This window comes from Mesotoga infera, from assembly GCA_011045915.1.
GTDB lineage: Bacteria > Thermotogota > Thermotogae > Petrotogales > Kosmotogaceae > Mesotoga > Mesotoga infera_D.
This window is the reverse complement of the sequence record DSBT01000303.1, coordinates 1-17,169: the sequence shown is the minus strand read 5'-3', so window position 1 is coordinate 17,169 and position 17,169 is coordinate 1. Positions and strand designations below refer to the sequence as shown.

The following is a 17,169-nucleotide window of genomic DNA, read 5'->3' as shown; positions in this document are numbered from 1 at the left end:
TCCCGCCTTTTCCCGTAACGTTCACTACCATGGCTCTTTACCACAGCAGCTTACGGTGGTTTGAAGCCTCCACCTGCATAACGGCTTCGAGGGGCCCTCCCTCATCTTCAATTAAGCATGGCTAGAAGTTTCCTTCTTCGCCTTCTTGGCACACTGCAACCCCCGACCCCGTACGCGGCAACGCATCGGCATTGTCTAAGTCTCAATGATTGGCAGCTTGTCAAGCAAGAGTGTCTGTTGTATTCTTCTTCCATGGGACTTTACGCTCATTACTTGAGGTGAATTCATGATCCGGGGCAACAAGAAGTCTAGCAGAGCCAAGTCGGTATTCTTCCTGGTCATTACGGGTCTTCTATGGAGTACAGGGGGCCTGTTGATCAAAAATGTGGACTCAAATCCACTTGCGATTTCCGGAGTGAGGAGCATTATTGCTTCTTTAGTAATATTTGCAGCTATCGGAAAGCCAAGGTTCACGTGGTCTTTTTCGCAGATAGCCTCGGCCCTGGCCTACACAATCACAGTGATCCTGTTTGTTTCGGCGAATAAAATGACGACAGCCGCAAACGCAATTCTGCTGCAGTCGACTGCTCCCATATATGTTGCGCTTCTAGGCGCCTGGATTCTGAAGGAGAAGGCCAGGCTTCTTGACTGGATTACTGTTGCGACAGTATTTGGGGGTATGGCGCTTTTCTTTTTTGAAAGCCTCGACAGCAGAGGAGCGATTGGCAACGTTTTGGCTGCGGCAAGCGGAGTTAGTTTTGCAATGTTCAACATCTTCATGAGACTTCAGAAGGATGGTTCTCCAATGGAGTCGGTGCTTATGGGTAACATTCTGACGGCAATAATCGGAGTTCCCTTTATCATTGGGTCTCTCCCCAGTCTATCTGGATGGGTCAGCCTTCTTATACTCGGAGTTGCTCAGCTTGGGCTATCCTATGTTCTCTACTCAGAGGCAATAAAACATTCCACAGCTCTCGAGGCTATTTTGATTCTCATGATCGAACCGATTCTCAGCCCGTTGTGGGTATTTCTCTTTATGGGAGAAATTCCAGGCAAACTTCCGTTAATAGGTGGGGCCATAGTGATTGGAGCGATAACAATCAGATTCATATTCAGAACTATGGCCGGGAAACCCATTTTCATGAAGTACTCCGTTCCCAAGCGCTTTTTCAAAAGAGATAGATCTTAGTCTCGAAGTTTTCTTCTTTTTTGAAAGCCTCCCTTCTCATAATGTTGTAAAATAGTAAGAATACCTTACAAGAATGGAGGTGGATCATGCATTCAGATGAAGTATACTCCGTAGTTATTAACAAGATACTGTCTGGCGGAGCGGATTTTGCAGAGATCTTTTTGGAAGAGAGATATACCGGAAGTATTAGCATGGTTCAGGGTGAGGTCGAAGGAAGCGTTTCCGGGAAGCTCTTTGGAGCAGGGTTGCGTGCCTTCAAGGGAACAAGAAGCATCTATGCTTACACCAACGACCTTTCGCTGGACGGCCTGATGAAAGTTGCCGAAAGACTGAAAGCAGTTATAAATCAGGAAGGAAGGGAAGAAACAGCAATCGATTTCAGCAAGAGAGACTATGTTAACTTGGCCCCGATCCTCTTCGCGCCTGGAGAAGTTTCCAAGAGGGACAAGGTTGGAGTGATGAAGCTTGCGCACGAGGGCGCTAAAACCTTTGCAGGAACAATATCCCAGGTTGTTGTGAATTACAGTGAATACGATCAAAGTGTCTGGATCTATAACTCCGAAGGCGTAAAGGCCAACGATCGCCGTGTTAGAACGAGACTTGCAATATCGGCCGTTGCTACCCGAGATGGGGAAATGGAAAGCGGCTTCTACGGTCCGGGGGCTGCAATGGGTTTTGAATTCTTCAATATTTCAGACCCACGCGCTGCCGGAGCAAGGGCAGCAAGAATAGCCGACAGAATGGTCAGAGCTGAATATGCGCCGGCCGGCAGAATGCCCGTGATAATCTCCAACGAATTCGGCGGGGTTATTTTCCATGAAGCTTGCGGTCATGCCCTCGAAGCTACCGGGGTAGCAAAGGGAGCATCGGTCTTTGCAGGAAAGCTGGGACAGAAGATAGCGAATGAATGTGTTTCGGCGGTGGACGATCCGACCATACCGAATGCCTGGGGATCGGCAAATGTTGACGATGAGGGAACTCCGACAAAGAGAAATCTACTTATTGACAGGGGAGTTCTGAAGAGCTACATGATCGATCGCCTTGGAGCGATAAAAATGGGGATGGAGCCGACTGGAAGCGCGAGAAGGCAGGACTACACTTATGCTCCTACCTCCCGTATGAGCAACACCTTTCTTCTTCCTGGAGATTACTATCCCGAAGAAATCATCGCCGCTACCGATTACGGTCTGTTCGCAAAATCCCTGGGCGGCGGTTCGGTCATGCCTTCCACCGGAGAATTCAACTTTGCAGTCAAGGAAGGTTACATGGTGGAAAATGGCAGGATAACCCGGCCCGTCCGAGGAGCGACTCTGATCGGAAGAGGAAATGAGGTTCTGACGAAGATCGACATGGTCGGCAACGACCTCGAGAGAGGCCAGGGAATGTGCGGATCCATTTCTGGCTCTATACCTGCAGATGTGGGTCAGCCAACAGTACGAGTCTCTGAACTCATAGTTGGGGGGCGAAACTGATGGATTTCAAGACCTTCGTTGATAAGGCTTTCGAAATGTCTAGAAGAAAGGGCTTTGATGAGGCTCAGATCTACTATGCCAGGGGCGGAGAATTCCAGTTGAGCTCCTTGAATGGGGAGATTGACTCATACAAAGACGCGAGTTCGACAGAAATCTACTTCAGCGGTCTGAAGAACGGAAAGATTGGTACGGCTTTTTCTGAGGTGCTGAACGAGGAATCGGCAGAACTTCTTGTTGGAGAGGCTTTCGAAAACCACTCTGTGGCCAGTGGGGAAGACGTCTATAGCTTTTATGACGGGTCCGGCAAGTACCCGGAATTTGACGGTTATTCTGGAGCATTTCAGAAGAAATCGGTTGAAGAGAAAATGGACACCGTCATTTCTCTAGAGAGAACGGCACTTGATTATGATAAGAGGATTCTTATGGTTCCTACATGCAGAACGGCAGACACCTGGTCGGAAGTTTTCATCGTAAACACTCTTGGACTTAACAAGCATTACAAGAGCGACGGTGGATTTGCAGTAGTTGTAAGTCTTGCCGGAGATGAGAAATCAAAGAAGACGGGGTTCAGTATCTCACTGGTAAGAACACCCGACGACCTTGATGTTCAGAGAATGGGTAACGAGTCTTCCAGAAGAGCCGTGGAACAACTGGGCGCGGGAAATGTGAAGAGCGGAAAGTACAGAGTCGTTTTCAGAAACGATGTCTTTGGGCAGCTTTTCGGGACATTTACTTCCATGTATTCAGCAGACAATGTTCAAAGGGGCCTTTCCGTGCTGAAAGGAAAAGAGGGAACTGTAATCGGTTCCAGCAAACTCACGGTTTATGATGATCCTTTCCTGCCTGAGAGCCCTTACAGCAAGCCGTTCGACGATGAAGGCGTCCCAACTTACAGGAAGGCTATGGTTGAAAACGGAAAGCTGAAGACCTTCTTGTATGACCTTAGGACTGCCGCTAAAGAGGGAAAGAAATCCACGGGCAATTCAGTGAGAGGGACATACAGATCGAAGCCTTCAATAGTTCCCGTTAATATTGTTATTCAAAGAGGAGAGAAGAGTTTTGACGAACTCCTCGAAACTATGGGTGAAGGCATTCTAGTCACCGAACTAACTGGCCTTCATTCAGGTACAAATCAGGTTTCGGGTGAGTTCTCTTTGGGTGCAAGCGGTTTCTATGTAAAGGGCGGCAAGATAAGTAATCCCATAGAACAGTTCACGATTTCCTCCAACATATTGAAGGTCTATAATGGAATTGCTGAAATTGGTTCCGACCCACTTTCATCTATCTATCGAGTGAGTTCTCCTTCGGTTCTTATAGATGAGATTGATGTTGCATCTGAATAACAACGGAGGTGTTCCATTTGCCTTTATACAAGTTTGTCTGCAAAGAATGTGGTCACAATGAGAGTCTTCTCTTGGGAATGAGCGCTCCGGTGCCTCCCTGTGAAAGATGCGGAGGAATTCTCTCAAAGCAGATAACAAATATATCCAGTTTCGGTTCTTCTTCAGGTTCAGAGAGCTGTGGATCTTGTTCGGGAGGCAGCTGTTCAACCTGTGGACACTGACTATTTAAAACAGATAAGTGCCCGGGAAATCTGCCCGGGCACCTGTCTTTCCACATATCCCAATGAATTCACTTGCCTTCAGTACAGTTCGCTAGAGAATGTAAGATCATCTGGAACAGCCACAAATAACCTTCCAAACCAATAGCAAAACTCTTTTCAGTATAGTTCCAGATATTTGCTGATCTCCCAGTCGGTTACCGAAGCGCAGAATTCGCTCCATTCGCTCTCTTTTGATCTGACGAAGGTACTGAAAATATGATCGCCAAGCGTCGATTTCACGAATTCACTGTTTCTGGTAAACTCAAGAGCATTGATTAGAGTTCCGGGGAGGTTTTCTATCATCAGTTCCTTTCTTCTCGAGCCTTTCATCTTGAAAATATTTTCATCTACCGGATTAGGTGGCTCGATCTTCTTCTCAACTCCGTCAAGACCGGCTGCGAGGGTCAGTGCTAGAGCAAGATAAGGATTGCAGGTGGGATCGGGACTTCTGAATTCCAGTCTCGTTCCTTCTCCTCTGGTGCTGGGTATTCTGATCATAGCGCTCCTGTTTCCCAGCGCCCAAGAGATATTAACGGGGGCCTCGTATCCCGGTGTAAGTCTCTTGTAGCTGTTTATAGTTGGATTTGTGACAGCAGTTATCTCTTTTGCTCGTGATATGATTCCCCCAACGAAACTCAAAGCGGTTTCACTTAGCCCGTGATCTCTTGAGGGATCATGAAAGACATTCTTGCCGTCCGAGAACAGGCTCATATGAATATGCATTCCCGATCCGTTGACTCCCGAAAAGGGCTTAGGCATAAATGTGGCATGAAATCCGTCGGCAATTGCTATTGTCTTAACCACCCATTTGAATGTCTGAATATTGTCTGCGGTCTTCAATACGTCCGTGTATTTGAAGTCAATCTCGTGTTGTGAAGGGGCAACCTCGTGATGAGCGGCCTCGACTTCGAACCCCATTTCCTGCAGAGAGAGCACGATCCTTTTCCTGACTTCTTCGCCTCCGTCAACTGGAAGGAGGTCGAAGTAGCTTCCCGTATCCAGAAACGCTCCGATCGGTTTTCCGCAGTCACGGTCTCTCTTGACTATAAAGAACTCCGGTTCCGGTCCGGCGAAAGTCTCAAATCCCATACCCTTGGCGCGCTGGATAACTCTCTTCAAAACATATCTTGGATCTCCCTCAAAGGGTGTCCCGTCAGGTTTGTAGACATCACAAATGAGTCTTATGGTCTTTCCCTTGCCATTGTCCCAGGGAAGGAAGGCAAAAGTCGAAAGATCCGGTCGCAGATACATGTCGGACTCCTCGATTCTCACAAAGCCATCGATTGAAGAGCCGTCGAACATGGCACCCTTTTCCAGTATTGCAGGCAGCATTCTTGCAGGAACTTCCACATTCTTCAGCATACCGTTTATATCGGTTATCTGAAGTCTTACAAAACCAATTTCTCCAGATTCACACTTCTGAATCAGTTCCTTTTCAGTCATGTTTCCCCCCGCTATCCTTGCCCGACCCATGGGCGTGAGATACTTTAGTATATATCTAATTCTATACATTAAGGGAACTATCTTGAGAGATTTCGAGCAAGAATTGATGATAAACTAATCACAGGGAGGTGCCTGATGAACATCAAGCGTGCGTTTATCAGTGTTCACAACAAGTCGGAAGTGGAGACAATAGCGAGTTATCTTGCTTCAAACGCGGTAGAGATAGTTGCAACTGATCATACTGCAGAATACCTCATAGCTCACGGCATAAGGGCAATAAAGGTTGCAGACTATACTAGTTTCCCACCGATATTCGACGGAAGGTTGAAATCTATTCACCCAAAGATAATCGGTGGAATACTTGCGATTCAGGATCTTCCTGAGCACATTGATGAGATGAGGGAGCACTCGATTCTTCCTTTCGACTTGATAGTTCTTAATCTGAAGCCTTTTGAGTCTGCTGTTAAGGAATCGCCTGACGAGTCCAACCTTTCGAAAGAAATAGATGTAAGTGGACCTGCTCTGTTAATGGCAAGTGCCAAGAATCATAGGGATATTGTTGTAATATCAGACCCATCGGACTATGAAGAAGTTATCGCGAGTTTGGAAGATTGTGGAGATGTTCCTCTCCTCAAGAGAAGAAGATACGCGCTTAAGGCGATATATGCCGCCATGCTCTACAATTCATCTATCCATAAGGCTCTCTCTCAGATATTCGCATCCGAGAAATACGATTATACGATCATGGAACACGTTATGCAGCTCCTCTATGGCGATAATCCCTCTCAGAGTGCTCATTTGCTAAAACTCACACAGGAACCGGGACTGCTAGATGAGGTTCAGATCGGCAATCCTTCTGTGGGGCTTAAGAAATCGCAACTGAGGAATATGAACGTGTTCATGGAACTCTATTATTACAGTGACAACATCTCCGTGTTTCTTGACAAAGGGAAAATAGTCAAAGTCTGTGCAGGCAAATTGCCCGAACACGCTTCTGATGGGGGTCCTGATACGATGTTCGCTTCTACTTTTGCCATCGACGGAGATACTCTCAAGAAACTTCATGAAAGTGGGATCGAGGCTTTCGGTGGCGTTTTTGATCGTGATGCGATACGAGCCGCACGAGAAAGAGATATCATGATACTGACAATTCCTGCGCATGAGGCAGTGTCACTCTCCGAAGAAACATATTCCGGCTTTGGCAATTACTTCGTAAGAGAACGCACGTTCAAGTTGAAGAACTACGAACTTGAGATTGATGACAAGCTCGCTCTCTGCTGCTCCCGTATAAATAGGTCAAACAGCTTCTCGATCTTCAGAGACGGACAGAGCCTGCTTCTTCTGAGCGGATTGAGTTACGGAGAAATGATGAACTGCGACTTCACAAAGCACGATCTCAGAGAGTCTGTTGTGGCTTGCGATAATGATTTGACCGACGAGCTAATAAGAAAACTCGTGGTCGCCGGGGTCAAGAGACTCATTTTGCCGGGTACAAAAAGGACTTATTCCCAAAGAAACGTTCTTGTGCTTGGAATTGACTTCACAAGACTCAACAATTGACTAGTACTTGAAAGCTGCGAAGACAGACTATATAATGTAGTTACACCATGCTAGGCGGGGAGCTGGCGGTTCCCTGTACCCGAAATCCGCCATACGCGGGGCCGAATGCCTTTTGAGGCTTTGCCGGTTTGGTGTCGGTTTGTCTGAAGGTGTTGAGGATTGAGTCCTGCGCAACGGGAACTTGCGAACCTGGTCAGATCCGGGAGGAAGCAGCCATAAGCGAGCACTCTCGTGTGCCGCGGGGGCGCTCAGTCTGAGCCGGATGGCAAGTACGGCCAGGTCGTCACTGTCGATGAAGGATGCATGGTGTTTCTTCTTCTATGTATCGCGCTTATCATCTGCTAGAATTAATTTGACAATTATAGACGGTTTTAGGAGGTACATAGAATGTTGCTTAAGGGAGAAAAAAGCGCGGATTTCTCGCTCTTCGGTTCAGATTTCAAAGAGTACAAGCTTAACGAATATCTAGGAAAGAAAGTTGTTCTCGTTTTCTATCCCGGTGCATTCTCGAGCGTCTGTCAAAGAGAACTCTGCACTTTCAGAGATTCGCTGGCGAATTTCGATACCATGAATGCTATTATCTTGGGAATAAGCATGGACAGCCCCTTTGCCAATAGAGCCTTTAAAGAGCAGAATTCTCTTTCCTTTCAGTTGCTTTCCGATATTGGAGGGGAAGTGTCGAAGAAATACGGTGGTGTGCACGAGGATTTCTCCGGCGTCAAAGGCCTTACGGTCTCAAAGAGGGCTGTATTCATAGTGAGCAAAGATGGCAGGATCGCTTATACATGGGTTTCGGAAGATCCGAGAGTAGAACCCGACTACGCAGAGATCTCAAATCAGCTGAAGAAGATTTAGCGGTGGGGAACACCCATCGCCTTTGTTATTGGAGGTTAGCATGACTGAATTCAGCTTTCCAGAGTATTCAACAGAGCTTCTCGAAAGTCTTAAGGCAGGCAAAGTTCTGATTGGGGTAACAGACGGAGTGGAAACTAACCTGATGACAGTTGCCTGGGGTTTCTTAGGCAACACCTGGAATCGACCAGTGTTCATCGCCATGATCAGACCGAGTAGATTTACACACAATTTCTTCAGGAGCAGCGATGGCTTCTCCGTTAACTTCATGTCGGAAAAGTGGCAGGAGGCCTTAGACTTTTGTGGCACAAGGAGTGGAAAGTACTTCGACAAGTTCAAAGAAACCGGTTTGACTCCTCAAGAGGGAATGTCGCCATCGATAGTGATTGTGGGTGAGGCAGATAAGGTATTGGAATGCAGAGTTGTTTCTAAGGAAGCATTAACACCTCTTGCTCTAAACGGAAGCATAGCAAGCACTTTCTACGGTGATAATTCATATCATTCACTCATATTTGGAGAAATCACTGATTCATACACTCTTCCTTGAATAGACTCCCACGATAACGGTAAGCAAGAGAGAGGCTACTAGAATCGACCACAATATGTAAGACGACCAGTTTGGAGTCTGCAGGCTCAATCTTGAAGAAGAGTCTTGCAGGAGAATATCTCTTGCGAAAAGCAAAGATACAATCGATTGAAATGAACAAAGGAATCCAAGAACAAGATTCCAGTGCTTCATTCCCGCGGATATTGCGGCTATCTGTGCGGAGATAAATATCATGAAAGAGACCGGCGCCAGCATTATTCCCAAGAGAAAGACTAATCTTATGGAATCCGGGTTCTCCACTACGGTTGCCGACATCTGGTTTGCCATGATGATAAGAACAACGGACGACAAACCAACGACTATTCCTGCACCGGTCAGATATTTGTAAGCCTTTTCTTTTCTACGGGCGTGAGCAACGCTTACTGCACCCCGGTCTCTCTTCTTCAATTCGATCACCCAGACAGCCAGAAATCAGATCAAAAAAACTCTGAAAAGCAACGAGCACACCTTGCCAAGTACTGTGCATAACTGAGATACTGACAGAATATTATCATTATACTGCAAATAATATCCATTATCAAAAGTCAACTAGAGCTTGCATTGGAATCTATCGATGTCAATCATTCGAATGTAATAACATGGGTTTTCAACATAAGGACAGATCGCCTGCTGAACCGTCCAGGTTCTATGTCAGAAAAAACAGATAACTGTAATCTCACTCAAGGCTCCCTTCTCTCAGAGGGAATTACTGCAATCATCTGAAGTGGTAAGGTCATGCTTGGGAATAACCCAGTGGAAGAAGACTTGAAAGCAACGCAGGAAATGAGGTTGATAAGTTGCGATCATTCCTGCCTGCAGACTTCTCTCCAAGTACAAGAGAAATGAACACCAGTGATATATTGGTTTTGAGTTCCTGGAAGCAACTGAAATGAACTTGTTCGCAGTTGCGACTATCAAAAGGCAACGAATAGCAAAGAAGACAGAAATATACACTCGCATTTATACTCTACAGAGTGATTCTGTCTGTGGTGACAAATGAAGGAGGCTTTGCCAACAGCGAATATGGGATTAGGTAAGATTTGCCTTTATTTAGAGAGAATGGCATCGAAGTCATTGACATTCATGGTTCTCACAAAAGTATTCTTCTCTTTCGTGACGGTACCACTAATTGCCCTTTTGCTCGGATCATTCTTCTCCTTCTCCGGAAGAAAAATGGTCTTCGACTGGGGTTTTTTGAACCTTGCCGATAGTTTTCCAGGAATGGTCATTTTCATGACGGTAGCTTTCCTATGGTTGCTCTGTTTCTCGTTTGAACAGAGCGGGCTGGTCAGGTTTTCGTCTGCCGCTCTGAAAAACAGTGAGGAAAGAGTGGTATCAGTCTTGAAGAGAATTCTGAGAATTTTTCCTAGATTGCTTGGTCTAGCAGCATTCAAGGCAGGAATCCTTTTGTTGTGTGCTGTTCCTGCATTTAGAATTCTTCCGGCATTGGGGAGAACCTTTACCAGACAACTCCCTGTCGGAACGTATCCGTCAGTCGGTACAGGCGCATTCGGATGGATCGCTGCCATGCTCTCCCTTCTCGTTGTATCAAGACTTCTAATTTCATGGGTCTTCGCAATTCACTACGCCGTTCTTGAGGGAAAAACCTTCGTTGGTTCTCTCAAGGCAAGTACCAACCTTGTCAATGGCAGCAGAAAAAGGGTTTTACTTACTATGCTAGCGTTCTGGCCGCTTTCTCTTCTGCTTATCATAGCCAATTCGACAGTGTTCAGGGTTTCAAGAGACTTTGTTATTCGATCGAGTTGCGATCCGACATCCATGAATATCCTTAAGCTATCTGTGTTTGCTTCAGTCGAGACTATGATTACAACCGCTCTGTCTATTGGAGTGTCCGTCATCTATTCGATTCTCATGACAAGACTGTTTTATGAACTGAAAGAAGGATATTCGGATGATGAAGCAACATCAGTTACGAATCCTGTCAAGACTAAATCACTGACTTTGCAGAGACCCTGGATTCTTCCCTTGCTTATATTTCTAGCGATCCAGGGAGTCTTCTTTGGTTACTTTGGTCGTTTTCTTGTTGATTCTGAGATCGAACTGCCTCTTGTTACTGCACACAGGGGAAGTTCATTCAAAGCGCCGGAAAATTCCTTGAGCGCAATCAGAGCCGCTTTTGAAGATGGAGCGGACATTATCGAAATCGATGTTCAAATGACAAGAGATGGAATACTTGTTCTCAATCACGATAGATCGCTCACAAAGGTCGCAGGCGTCGGAGAACGCGTTCACAACCTAAGCTTTGCTGAGATAGCAGATCTAGACATTGGAAGCCGATTTTCAAAACAGTTTTCGGGAGAGAGAATTCCGACTCTGGCAGAAGTCATTACATACATGACCAAGATTCCTTCAAGTGTGAGACTTAATGTTGAGCTTAAGGATTATGGGTACTCGCCGGGAATTTCCGAGGCGGTCGTGCAGCTAATCAAAGAGATGGATTTTTCCGACAGGGTTATGATTACTTCTACGAGTATCGAAAGGCTTTCGGCCGTGAGAGAGCTTGCGCCAGATATTTCCATTGGACTCATTGTAGGGTATCTGAGCAGTAGCGTCTGGAATGCTGATGTGGATTTCTATAGCGTTCCCTCTACGATTTTGAATCAAAGGTTCATTCAGAGAGCAAGATCATTGGAAAGAGATGTCCATGTATGGACTATAAACAACACGGAAGCGATGTCGCGATATTCCGCGATGGGCGTCGCTTCGATTATTACCGACAGACCTGATGTCTTGTCTAGGCTCCTTCTGAGTCAGGCTCAAATGTCGATCTTTCAGCTGAGAGTGCTCAGCATTTTGATGACATAATAGTAAACTCCCAATAGGACTTCGGTTACAGAGCCCGCAGGAAATGCCGCAGTTGCGCGAGTAAGTGAGGCCGACTACGTCGGGAAGTGATACCGGCGCTTGCGCGCCAGGAGTGTTAAGAGCACAGATAGATTTGAGGAACGAGATATCGTGCAGGAACCCTTAACAGAATCTCCAAACAGGGACCCCAAGCAGGGTCATTTTTGGGCAGGCTTTATGGGGATGACGTTTCGCCAGATCTATTTTCTCGCTTTCTCGATTGATCTTATCGAAAACATCAGTTGCATGTTCCATGATGCAAATTGCAAGTTACAAGAACAAAGTCCAAAGAAATGGTTCTCGGTTTGGAGTCTGGCAAAGATAGTCCAATCACTATTCTAAATGCTATGAGGACTTCATCAGTGATTTGTTGCGGGATCTGGTTTTTGATTTCAACGAAGAGGGCTCACAACAGCGATAAGCAAGTCTTTCTTAAGCGTAAAGCGGATACTTGTTGTCAAGGTGCAGCCGCACAGAATATCCCCCGATATCAAGCTTACAAGTATTTGAGATCCCCTGCGACCACAAAAAAGAACAAGTTCGCGTATCTATGCGCTCCGGCAAAAGTAAAATGCAGTCAAATGGTAAGAACTACGTGTCTGCCGGTTTTGGTGTAGACTAATTTCATGGACATTTTGAAGAAGAAGTGGATGGCGGCATTAATCGCTGTATTCTGTTCGGTTCTCTGGGGAAGCGCTTTTCCCGTTCTTAAACTCGGTTACGAGGAGATGGCAATTTCCCCGGATGATGTTTCAGCTAAGCTTGTCTTTGCCGGAATCAGGTTTTTGGGAGCCGGCATTATGGTGCTTCTGCTTGCGATACCTTTGGGTAGAAAGGGAAGAGTGAAGTTCGTTAAGAAGGACTACATGCATTTGTTTGCACTTGGAGTATTGCAGACTTTTCTCCTGTACTTCTTCTTCTACAATGGGCTAAGTCATACAACAGGCATGAAGTCTTCGATAATAATGGCGGGGGAGAATTTTCTCGTGATCCTCCTTGCTCACTATATCTACAAGAATGATCGCCTGAGCTGGAAAAAGATACTTGGGATGATACTGGGATTCGCGGGGGTTTTCCTTGCAAATTTCGAAGCGGGATTCACGCTGAGTTTCGTGTTCAAAGGCGATGGTTTCATGTTGATCGCAGCGACTATCGGTGCATTCGGCACTGTGTATGCCAAATGGATGTCGGCAGACCGATCCCCCTTTCTGGTTTCTGGATGGCAGCTTTCGATCGGCGGCTTTCTTCTCCTCATCGCCGGTCTTCCCGGTTTGAAAGAGGATTCACTTGTTTTCACGCTCAAGGGCAATCTCCTTCTGGTGTATTCTATGCTTCTTTCGGCCATAGCCTTTTCCTTATGGTATGCGATTCTCAGCTTTCACAAAGCCGGTGAAATCACTATGTTCCGATTTGTTATTCCAGTTGCGGGTGTCTTTCTCTCGGCAGCCTTTATTCCAGGAGAGGCCCTCAATTCGTACATGGCGGTTGCCCTCATATTGGTTTCGGCCGGTATTGTTGTTGTCAACCGGAGGAACAGAACAGTCTCAGAAGATAGGTCCGCTCGGTAAATCTGAATATACCTTAGGAAATTCTCATAGGGTACCTGAGGCCCATCGTGAGCTTCGAGCACCTCCTATTGCCGAAAAGAATTGCGCAGAACTTCTCTTCAACAAAATCACTCCGGAAGAAAGACGCGGCAAAAAAACGGAGTAATCGCTTCAATTTGCTTTATGGTTCAAAATGAAATGGAGTCAAGAGTGATCGACGATTTCTCCGGATCGAAAACAGCCTTCACATTTCATAACTTTATGAAGAGACTCGAAGAGAAGACGTGGTCGACTCTCTCAGGTGCTTTTCGCGAATCTTCTTGCAGCGAGTCTGATGCCGATGGCGCCAAGAGGGGCCGTTATAAGGATCGAGAGTACTGAAACCGAAAGTATCACATCTCCGTAAGCAACTCCCATTGCTAAGGGTATTCCTCCCACTGCAGCCTGAACTGTGGCTTTGGGCAGATAGGAAATCATGCAGAAGAGTCTTTCTCGAAGATCCAGTTTAGAACCGAGAGTGGCCGCCAGAACGCCCGCGCTCCTGAATATGAGTCCAACAAGAATTACAAGTAGTCCCATCAGCCATGAGTCGCCTATCGCACGTAAGTTAACACTTGCACCTACCAGAACGAACAGGAAGATCTCGGCGACAACCCAGATTCTCTCCATTTTTCCTGCAATCCTGTCGGCGGCTACAGGAAGCCTTTCTCTCAGGACGAAACCTATCGCCATAACACCAAGAAGAGTTGCCGCGGGGAGTACTTCCTCGAGTTTATGAAAAAGGAACGCAATCATCAGGATCAATAGAACCTTCTTCGTGTCTCTGATATGGAATCTCTTGAAGAGCAGGCTGAAGAGAAAGCCGATTGCCGCGCCAAGAGATATTCCGAGAACAATCTCTACCGGCACCATTAGAAAGGACATTCCGATACTGACATCCTTTCCTCCTTCAATTCCCAAAAAGACCGTAAAGAGTGTAATAGCCACAACGTCGTCTATTGAAGCTGCCGCCAGAATAGTTGAAGGTATTTCGTTTCTCTTTCCGAAGTTCTTTTCTTTCAGTCTCAGCATCTCTGGAACCACTACCGCGGGCGAAACCGCCGCAATTATGAAGCCGAGCATTCCACCTTGAATGAGGCTGAGATTCAGGAAGAAGTGAGCCATTACCATAATTGAGAAACCTTCGTAGAGCCCTGGAAGAAAACTAAGGCGAAGAGCGAGGGGACCTATCTTCTTGATGATTCTCCGGTTCAATCCGAGACCGGCGCGCATCAAAATGACTATGAGCGCAAGCAGCCGGACTTCATCGGATATTGAGAGCAATGATGTGTCTATGAGATTCATTGCATTCGGTCCCAACACTATTCCAAGCGAGACCAGGCCAATCAGACCGGGAAGACGGATTCTTTCAAAGAGGGAAAGCACAACTATCGAGAGAATAACTATAAGGGAAATGCTAAGAATCATATATTCCTCCAGAGTCAAGCAGTGCCAGGCTGCAAATTTCTGTAGAAGCTATCAGCTGGTGGCGGTTCTGGAGGAGTCTGCTCCAAGGCAAGCTTCATTGCCTAGAGAATTATATAGTCTATGCGTTATACTGTCAATGACCAGTAAACGGAGGTGATCTCTTGAGCACTTTTCTAGCCATTGTCGGCGCATTGTTCCTGCTTTATCTTGCAATTAGGTTCTTCCCTGCGTTGATTATGATTGTAGCCGGCGTAGGAGTGATAATGATAGTGATATTTGCCATAGCCGGTCTTTTTGTTGTCTTCTTGCCGATCTTATTGATTGTCGGTCTGATACTGATTATCGTTAAGCTTGCGTCATGAGAGACACCGATCTTACTGCAATACAGGTCTGGTTCGATCAGGAGTCTTTTGGCGAAGCGGTATTTCGCAGGAAGATGAGAGATTATGCGAGCGAGGCTTCACTCATGTGGAAGGGGAGTAATCATATCATTGTCTTCCCCGAGTTTTTTGCAACATTTCTGTACCCTTCCTTCAGGAAACTCAGCTTCGAGGAGACGACGGCAAAGACGCTTGTCAAATATGCGATCAAGAACATGGGTCTTTCTTTCAATCCCTTCAAGAAGGCCTTTCTGAAAGATGCTCTTGAGATCGAAGCCTACTATCACGGAGTTTTCAGTACCATCGCCAGGGAATTCGAAACCTATCTTCTCGCCCCGTCGATATTGCTTCCCATAGTCGATGAAGAATCGGAGAGAGGGAGATTCATTAGAGACGGAAGGCTTTATAACATGGCCTACCTATTCAATCCTTGGGGAAAGTTGTTGACAAGAGCTCTGAAACACAATCTCACCAAAGCCGAGAGCTCTGTTTTGTTTTCTAGCGGAGAGTCGGTCGATAATGTGGTTCATACGGAGATTGGCGTAATAGGTATAGCGATTTGCTACGATATGTTCTTTCAGAGCGAAATCGAGAGACTGGATTCAGCCGGCTGCGAAGTGATATTGGTTCCCTCCTGCAATTTTGCTGAGTGGAAGAAATCGATGGGCGGTTCGACGCAGGAGAGGATCTGGTTTGCAGATGGTCCTATAAGAGCCACTACCGGTAGAGAGAAGATTCGTTATCTTGTAAATTCGATGGCAACTGGAATTGTTGGTAGTGATTTCGCTCAGGGAAGATCTTCGATATGGGATAGAGGAAGATCGATATCTTTAGCCAAAGCTTACGATAGAGAAGCGGTGCTGAACTCAACAGTTTAGAGATTGCCAGGCAATCTCCGATTAGGGATCAGAAGTAAATCAGGAGCAGTATTGGAATGCTGTATCAAAAATCAAGATTCTCTATTTTGTCGGGTCGGTAGAAGTAAAAGCCCTGTATATAGTCACATTCCCTTGTTCTTAGATATTCGTATTGCTCATGTCGTTCAACACCTTCCGCAACGACAACCAGGTCAAGTCTATGTGCCAGATCGATTATCGTATCCACAAGAGTTTTCTTCTCGTCCTTCTTAAGAATTGAGTCGATGAGAACCTTGTCTATCTTCAGAATATCGAGCGGCAGTTCGCTCAAGTAGTTGAATGAAGAGTATCCCGACCCGAAATCATCAAGCGCTATCTGAATCCCATATTTTCTCAATCTCGTTAGTTGTCTTACTACGAAATCGAAATTCTGTATCAGGCCGGTCTCGGTAATCTCAATAACGAGATTCTCGGGAGATAATGAGCCTTCCAAGATGGCCTCTTCTACGATTTTCACCAGGTATTCTGTCTTGAATTGAATGGGGGAGATATTCAAAGATATGCTCGTTCCCTTCAATCCTTTGCTCACCAGGAAACTCTGACTGACAGGAATTTGATTCAGCATCCATCGGCTCACCTTGTTTATTTCATTCGTCACTTCCAGATAGGGAATGAATTCTTGCGGCCGTACATTGCCTAGAATGGGACTGTTCCAACGCAAAAGAGTTTCGAGGGATTTCACCTGAAGTGATTGTGTATCCACAATCGGCTGGTAAACAAGATACATTTCGCTTTTCTCAAGTGCGTTTCGAAGCTCGTTCTTTACCGAAAACTCCCTATTTACCAGGGCGAAGGTTGCAGCATCTGACTTCCCGAAAGTTGTTCTTCCAATAGATCTCGCCTCTCTGCTTGTAACATTGGACAGTTTGATCAGTTCTTCAGGAGAAGTTGCATCCGTTGGGTATCTCGATACGCCGATCGAGGCGTTAAGCCTATACTCGTATTTGTCAACAACGAAGGGTCTTTCGAAGATACTGATCAGTGCTTCCCTGCTCTTTTCCATTGTATTCCTGTTATTGCCCTTCTCGATTATCAGGAATTCGTCTCCAACGATTCTTGAAGCCTTTTCAAAATCGAAGTAACCCGTTATTCGATCTGCGATGGATTTAAGGATCAAATTCCCGACTTCGTGTCCAAGTGCCTCGTTCAGCTCCTTGAATCCATTCAAGTCAATATAGTAGACGAAAAAGGGTTCACTGTCAGCTGCCATCTCCCGCAACTTTTCCCTAATAAGCGTGCCGTTGGGGAGTCCGGTTACTGTGTCGTAGTAAGCCATTCTCTTCACTGT

15 protein-coding genes and 1 other RNA gene are annotated in these 17,169 nt (G+C 46.1%); 12 read left to right on the top strand and 4 right to left on the bottom strand.

The features are described 5' to 3' along the window. Positions 1–286 precede the first annotated feature (286 nt). From ENN47_09760 to ENN47_09745, 4 genes are all read left to right on the top strand, one after another. A complete protein-coding gene (locus ENN47_09760) occupies positions 287–1,189 on the top strand; it encodes a DMT family transporter (protein ID HDP78448.1) in 903 nt (300 codons plus the stop codon). A gap of 86 nt (positions 1,190–1,275) precedes the next feature. Continuing rightward, entirely contained in the window at positions 1,276–2,661 is a 1,386-nt protein-coding gene (locus ENN47_09755) for a TldD/PmbA family protein (GenBank protein ID HDP78447.1), read from the top strand. Further along, a complete protein-coding gene (locus ENN47_09750; protein ID HDP78446.1) occupies positions 2,661–4,004 on the top strand; it encodes a TldD/PmbA family protein in 1,344 nt (447 codons plus the stop codon). The genes ENN47_09755 and ENN47_09750 overlap by 1 nt, the downstream gene beginning before the upstream one ends. Next, on the top strand, positions 4,001–4,225 hold the full coding sequence (locus tag ENN47_09745) for a zinc ribbon domain-containing protein (GenBank protein ID HDP78445.1): 225 nt from the start codon (positions 4,001–4,003) through the stop codon (positions 4,223–4,225). Before ENN47_09750 ends, ENN47_09745 begins: the two co-directional genes overlap by 4 nt. 156 nt (positions 4,226–4,381) lie before the next feature. On the opposite strand, the gene glnA is transcribed toward ENN47_09745, so the two are convergent. Then, positions 4,382–5,707 (bottom strand): type I glutamate--ammonia ligase, encoded by a 1,326-nt coding sequence (gene glnA / locus ENN47_09740; GenBank protein ID HDP78444.1) that lies wholly within the window; start codon positions 5,705–5,707, stop codon positions 4,382–4,384. A gap of 135 nt (positions 5,708–5,842) precedes the next feature. On the opposite strand from glnA, the gene ENN47_09735 reads away from it, so the two are divergent. From ENN47_09735 to ENN47_09720, 4 genes are all read left to right on the top strand, one after another. Beyond that, on the top strand, positions 5,843–7,267 hold the full coding sequence (locus ENN47_09735; protein ID HDP78443.1) for a phosphoribosylaminoimidazolecarboxamide formyltransferase: 1,425 nt from the start codon (positions 5,843–5,845) through the stop codon (positions 7,265–7,267). Positions 7,268–7,312: 45 nt separating this feature from the next. Continuing rightward, positions 7,313–7,574, top strand: an RNA gene (gene ffs, locus ENN47_09730) — signal recognition particle sRNA large type. A gap of 80 nt (positions 7,575–7,654) precedes the next feature. Further along, entirely contained in the window at positions 7,655–8,122 is a 468-nt protein-coding gene (locus tag ENN47_09725; protein HDP78442.1) for a peroxiredoxin, read from the top strand. 40 nt (positions 8,123–8,162) lie between these two features. Next, complete coding sequence (locus ENN47_09720; protein HDP78441.1) at positions 8,163–8,666, top strand: flavin reductase family protein; 504 nt, start codon at positions 8,163–8,165, stop codon at positions 8,664–8,666. Here the strand turns inward: ENN47_09720 and ENN47_09715 are convergent. Continuing rightward, entirely contained in the window at positions 8,649–9,122 is a 474-nt protein-coding gene (locus tag ENN47_09715) for a hypothetical protein (GenBank protein HDP78440.1), read from the bottom strand. The genes ENN47_09720 and ENN47_09715 overlap by 18 nt on opposite strands. A 579-nt stretch (positions 9,123–9,701) precedes the next feature. On the opposite strand from ENN47_09715, the gene ENN47_09710 reads away from it, so the two are divergent. Both ENN47_09710 and ENN47_09705 read left to right on the top strand, forming a co-directional pair. After that, a complete protein-coding gene (locus tag ENN47_09710) occupies positions 9,702–11,531 on the top strand; it encodes a hypothetical protein (GenBank protein HDP78439.1) in 1,830 nt (609 codons plus the stop codon). Positions 11,532–12,196: 665 nt separating this feature from the next. Next, complete coding sequence (locus ENN47_09705; GenBank protein HDP78438.1) at positions 12,197–13,138, top strand: DMT family transporter; 942 nt, start codon at positions 12,197–12,199, stop codon at positions 13,136–13,138. A gap of 276 nt (positions 13,139–13,414) precedes the next feature. Here the strand turns inward: ENN47_09705 and ENN47_09700 are convergent, their stop codons facing one another. Beyond that, complete coding sequence (locus ENN47_09700) at positions 13,415–14,584, bottom strand: sodium:proton antiporter (GenBank protein HDP78437.1); 1,170 nt, start codon at positions 14,582–14,584, stop codon at positions 13,415–13,417. A 161-nt stretch (positions 14,585–14,745) separates the two neighbouring features. Here ENN47_09700 and ENN47_09695 point away from each other — a divergent pair, with 161 nt between their 5' ends. Together ENN47_09695 and ENN47_09690 are read left to right on the top strand one after the other, a co-directional pair. After that, a complete protein-coding gene (locus tag ENN47_09695) occupies positions 14,746–14,946 on the top strand; it encodes a hypothetical protein (protein ID HDP78436.1) in 201 nt (66 codons plus the stop codon). Beyond that, positions 14,943–15,842: a carbon-nitrogen hydrolase family protein gene (locus ENN47_09690; GenBank protein ID HDP78435.1), complete on the top strand. Its 900-nt coding sequence runs from the start codon at positions 14,943–14,945 to the stop codon at positions 15,840–15,842. The genes ENN47_09695 and ENN47_09690 overlap by 4 nt, the downstream gene beginning before the upstream one ends. Before the next feature lie 64 nt (positions 15,843–15,906). On the opposite strand, the gene ENN47_09685 is transcribed toward ENN47_09690, so the two are convergent. After that, a partial coding sequence (locus ENN47_09685) for a bifunctional diguanylate cyclase/phosphodiesterase (protein ID HDP78434.1) occupies positions 15,907–17,169 on the bottom strand: 1,263 nt, incomplete at its 5' end.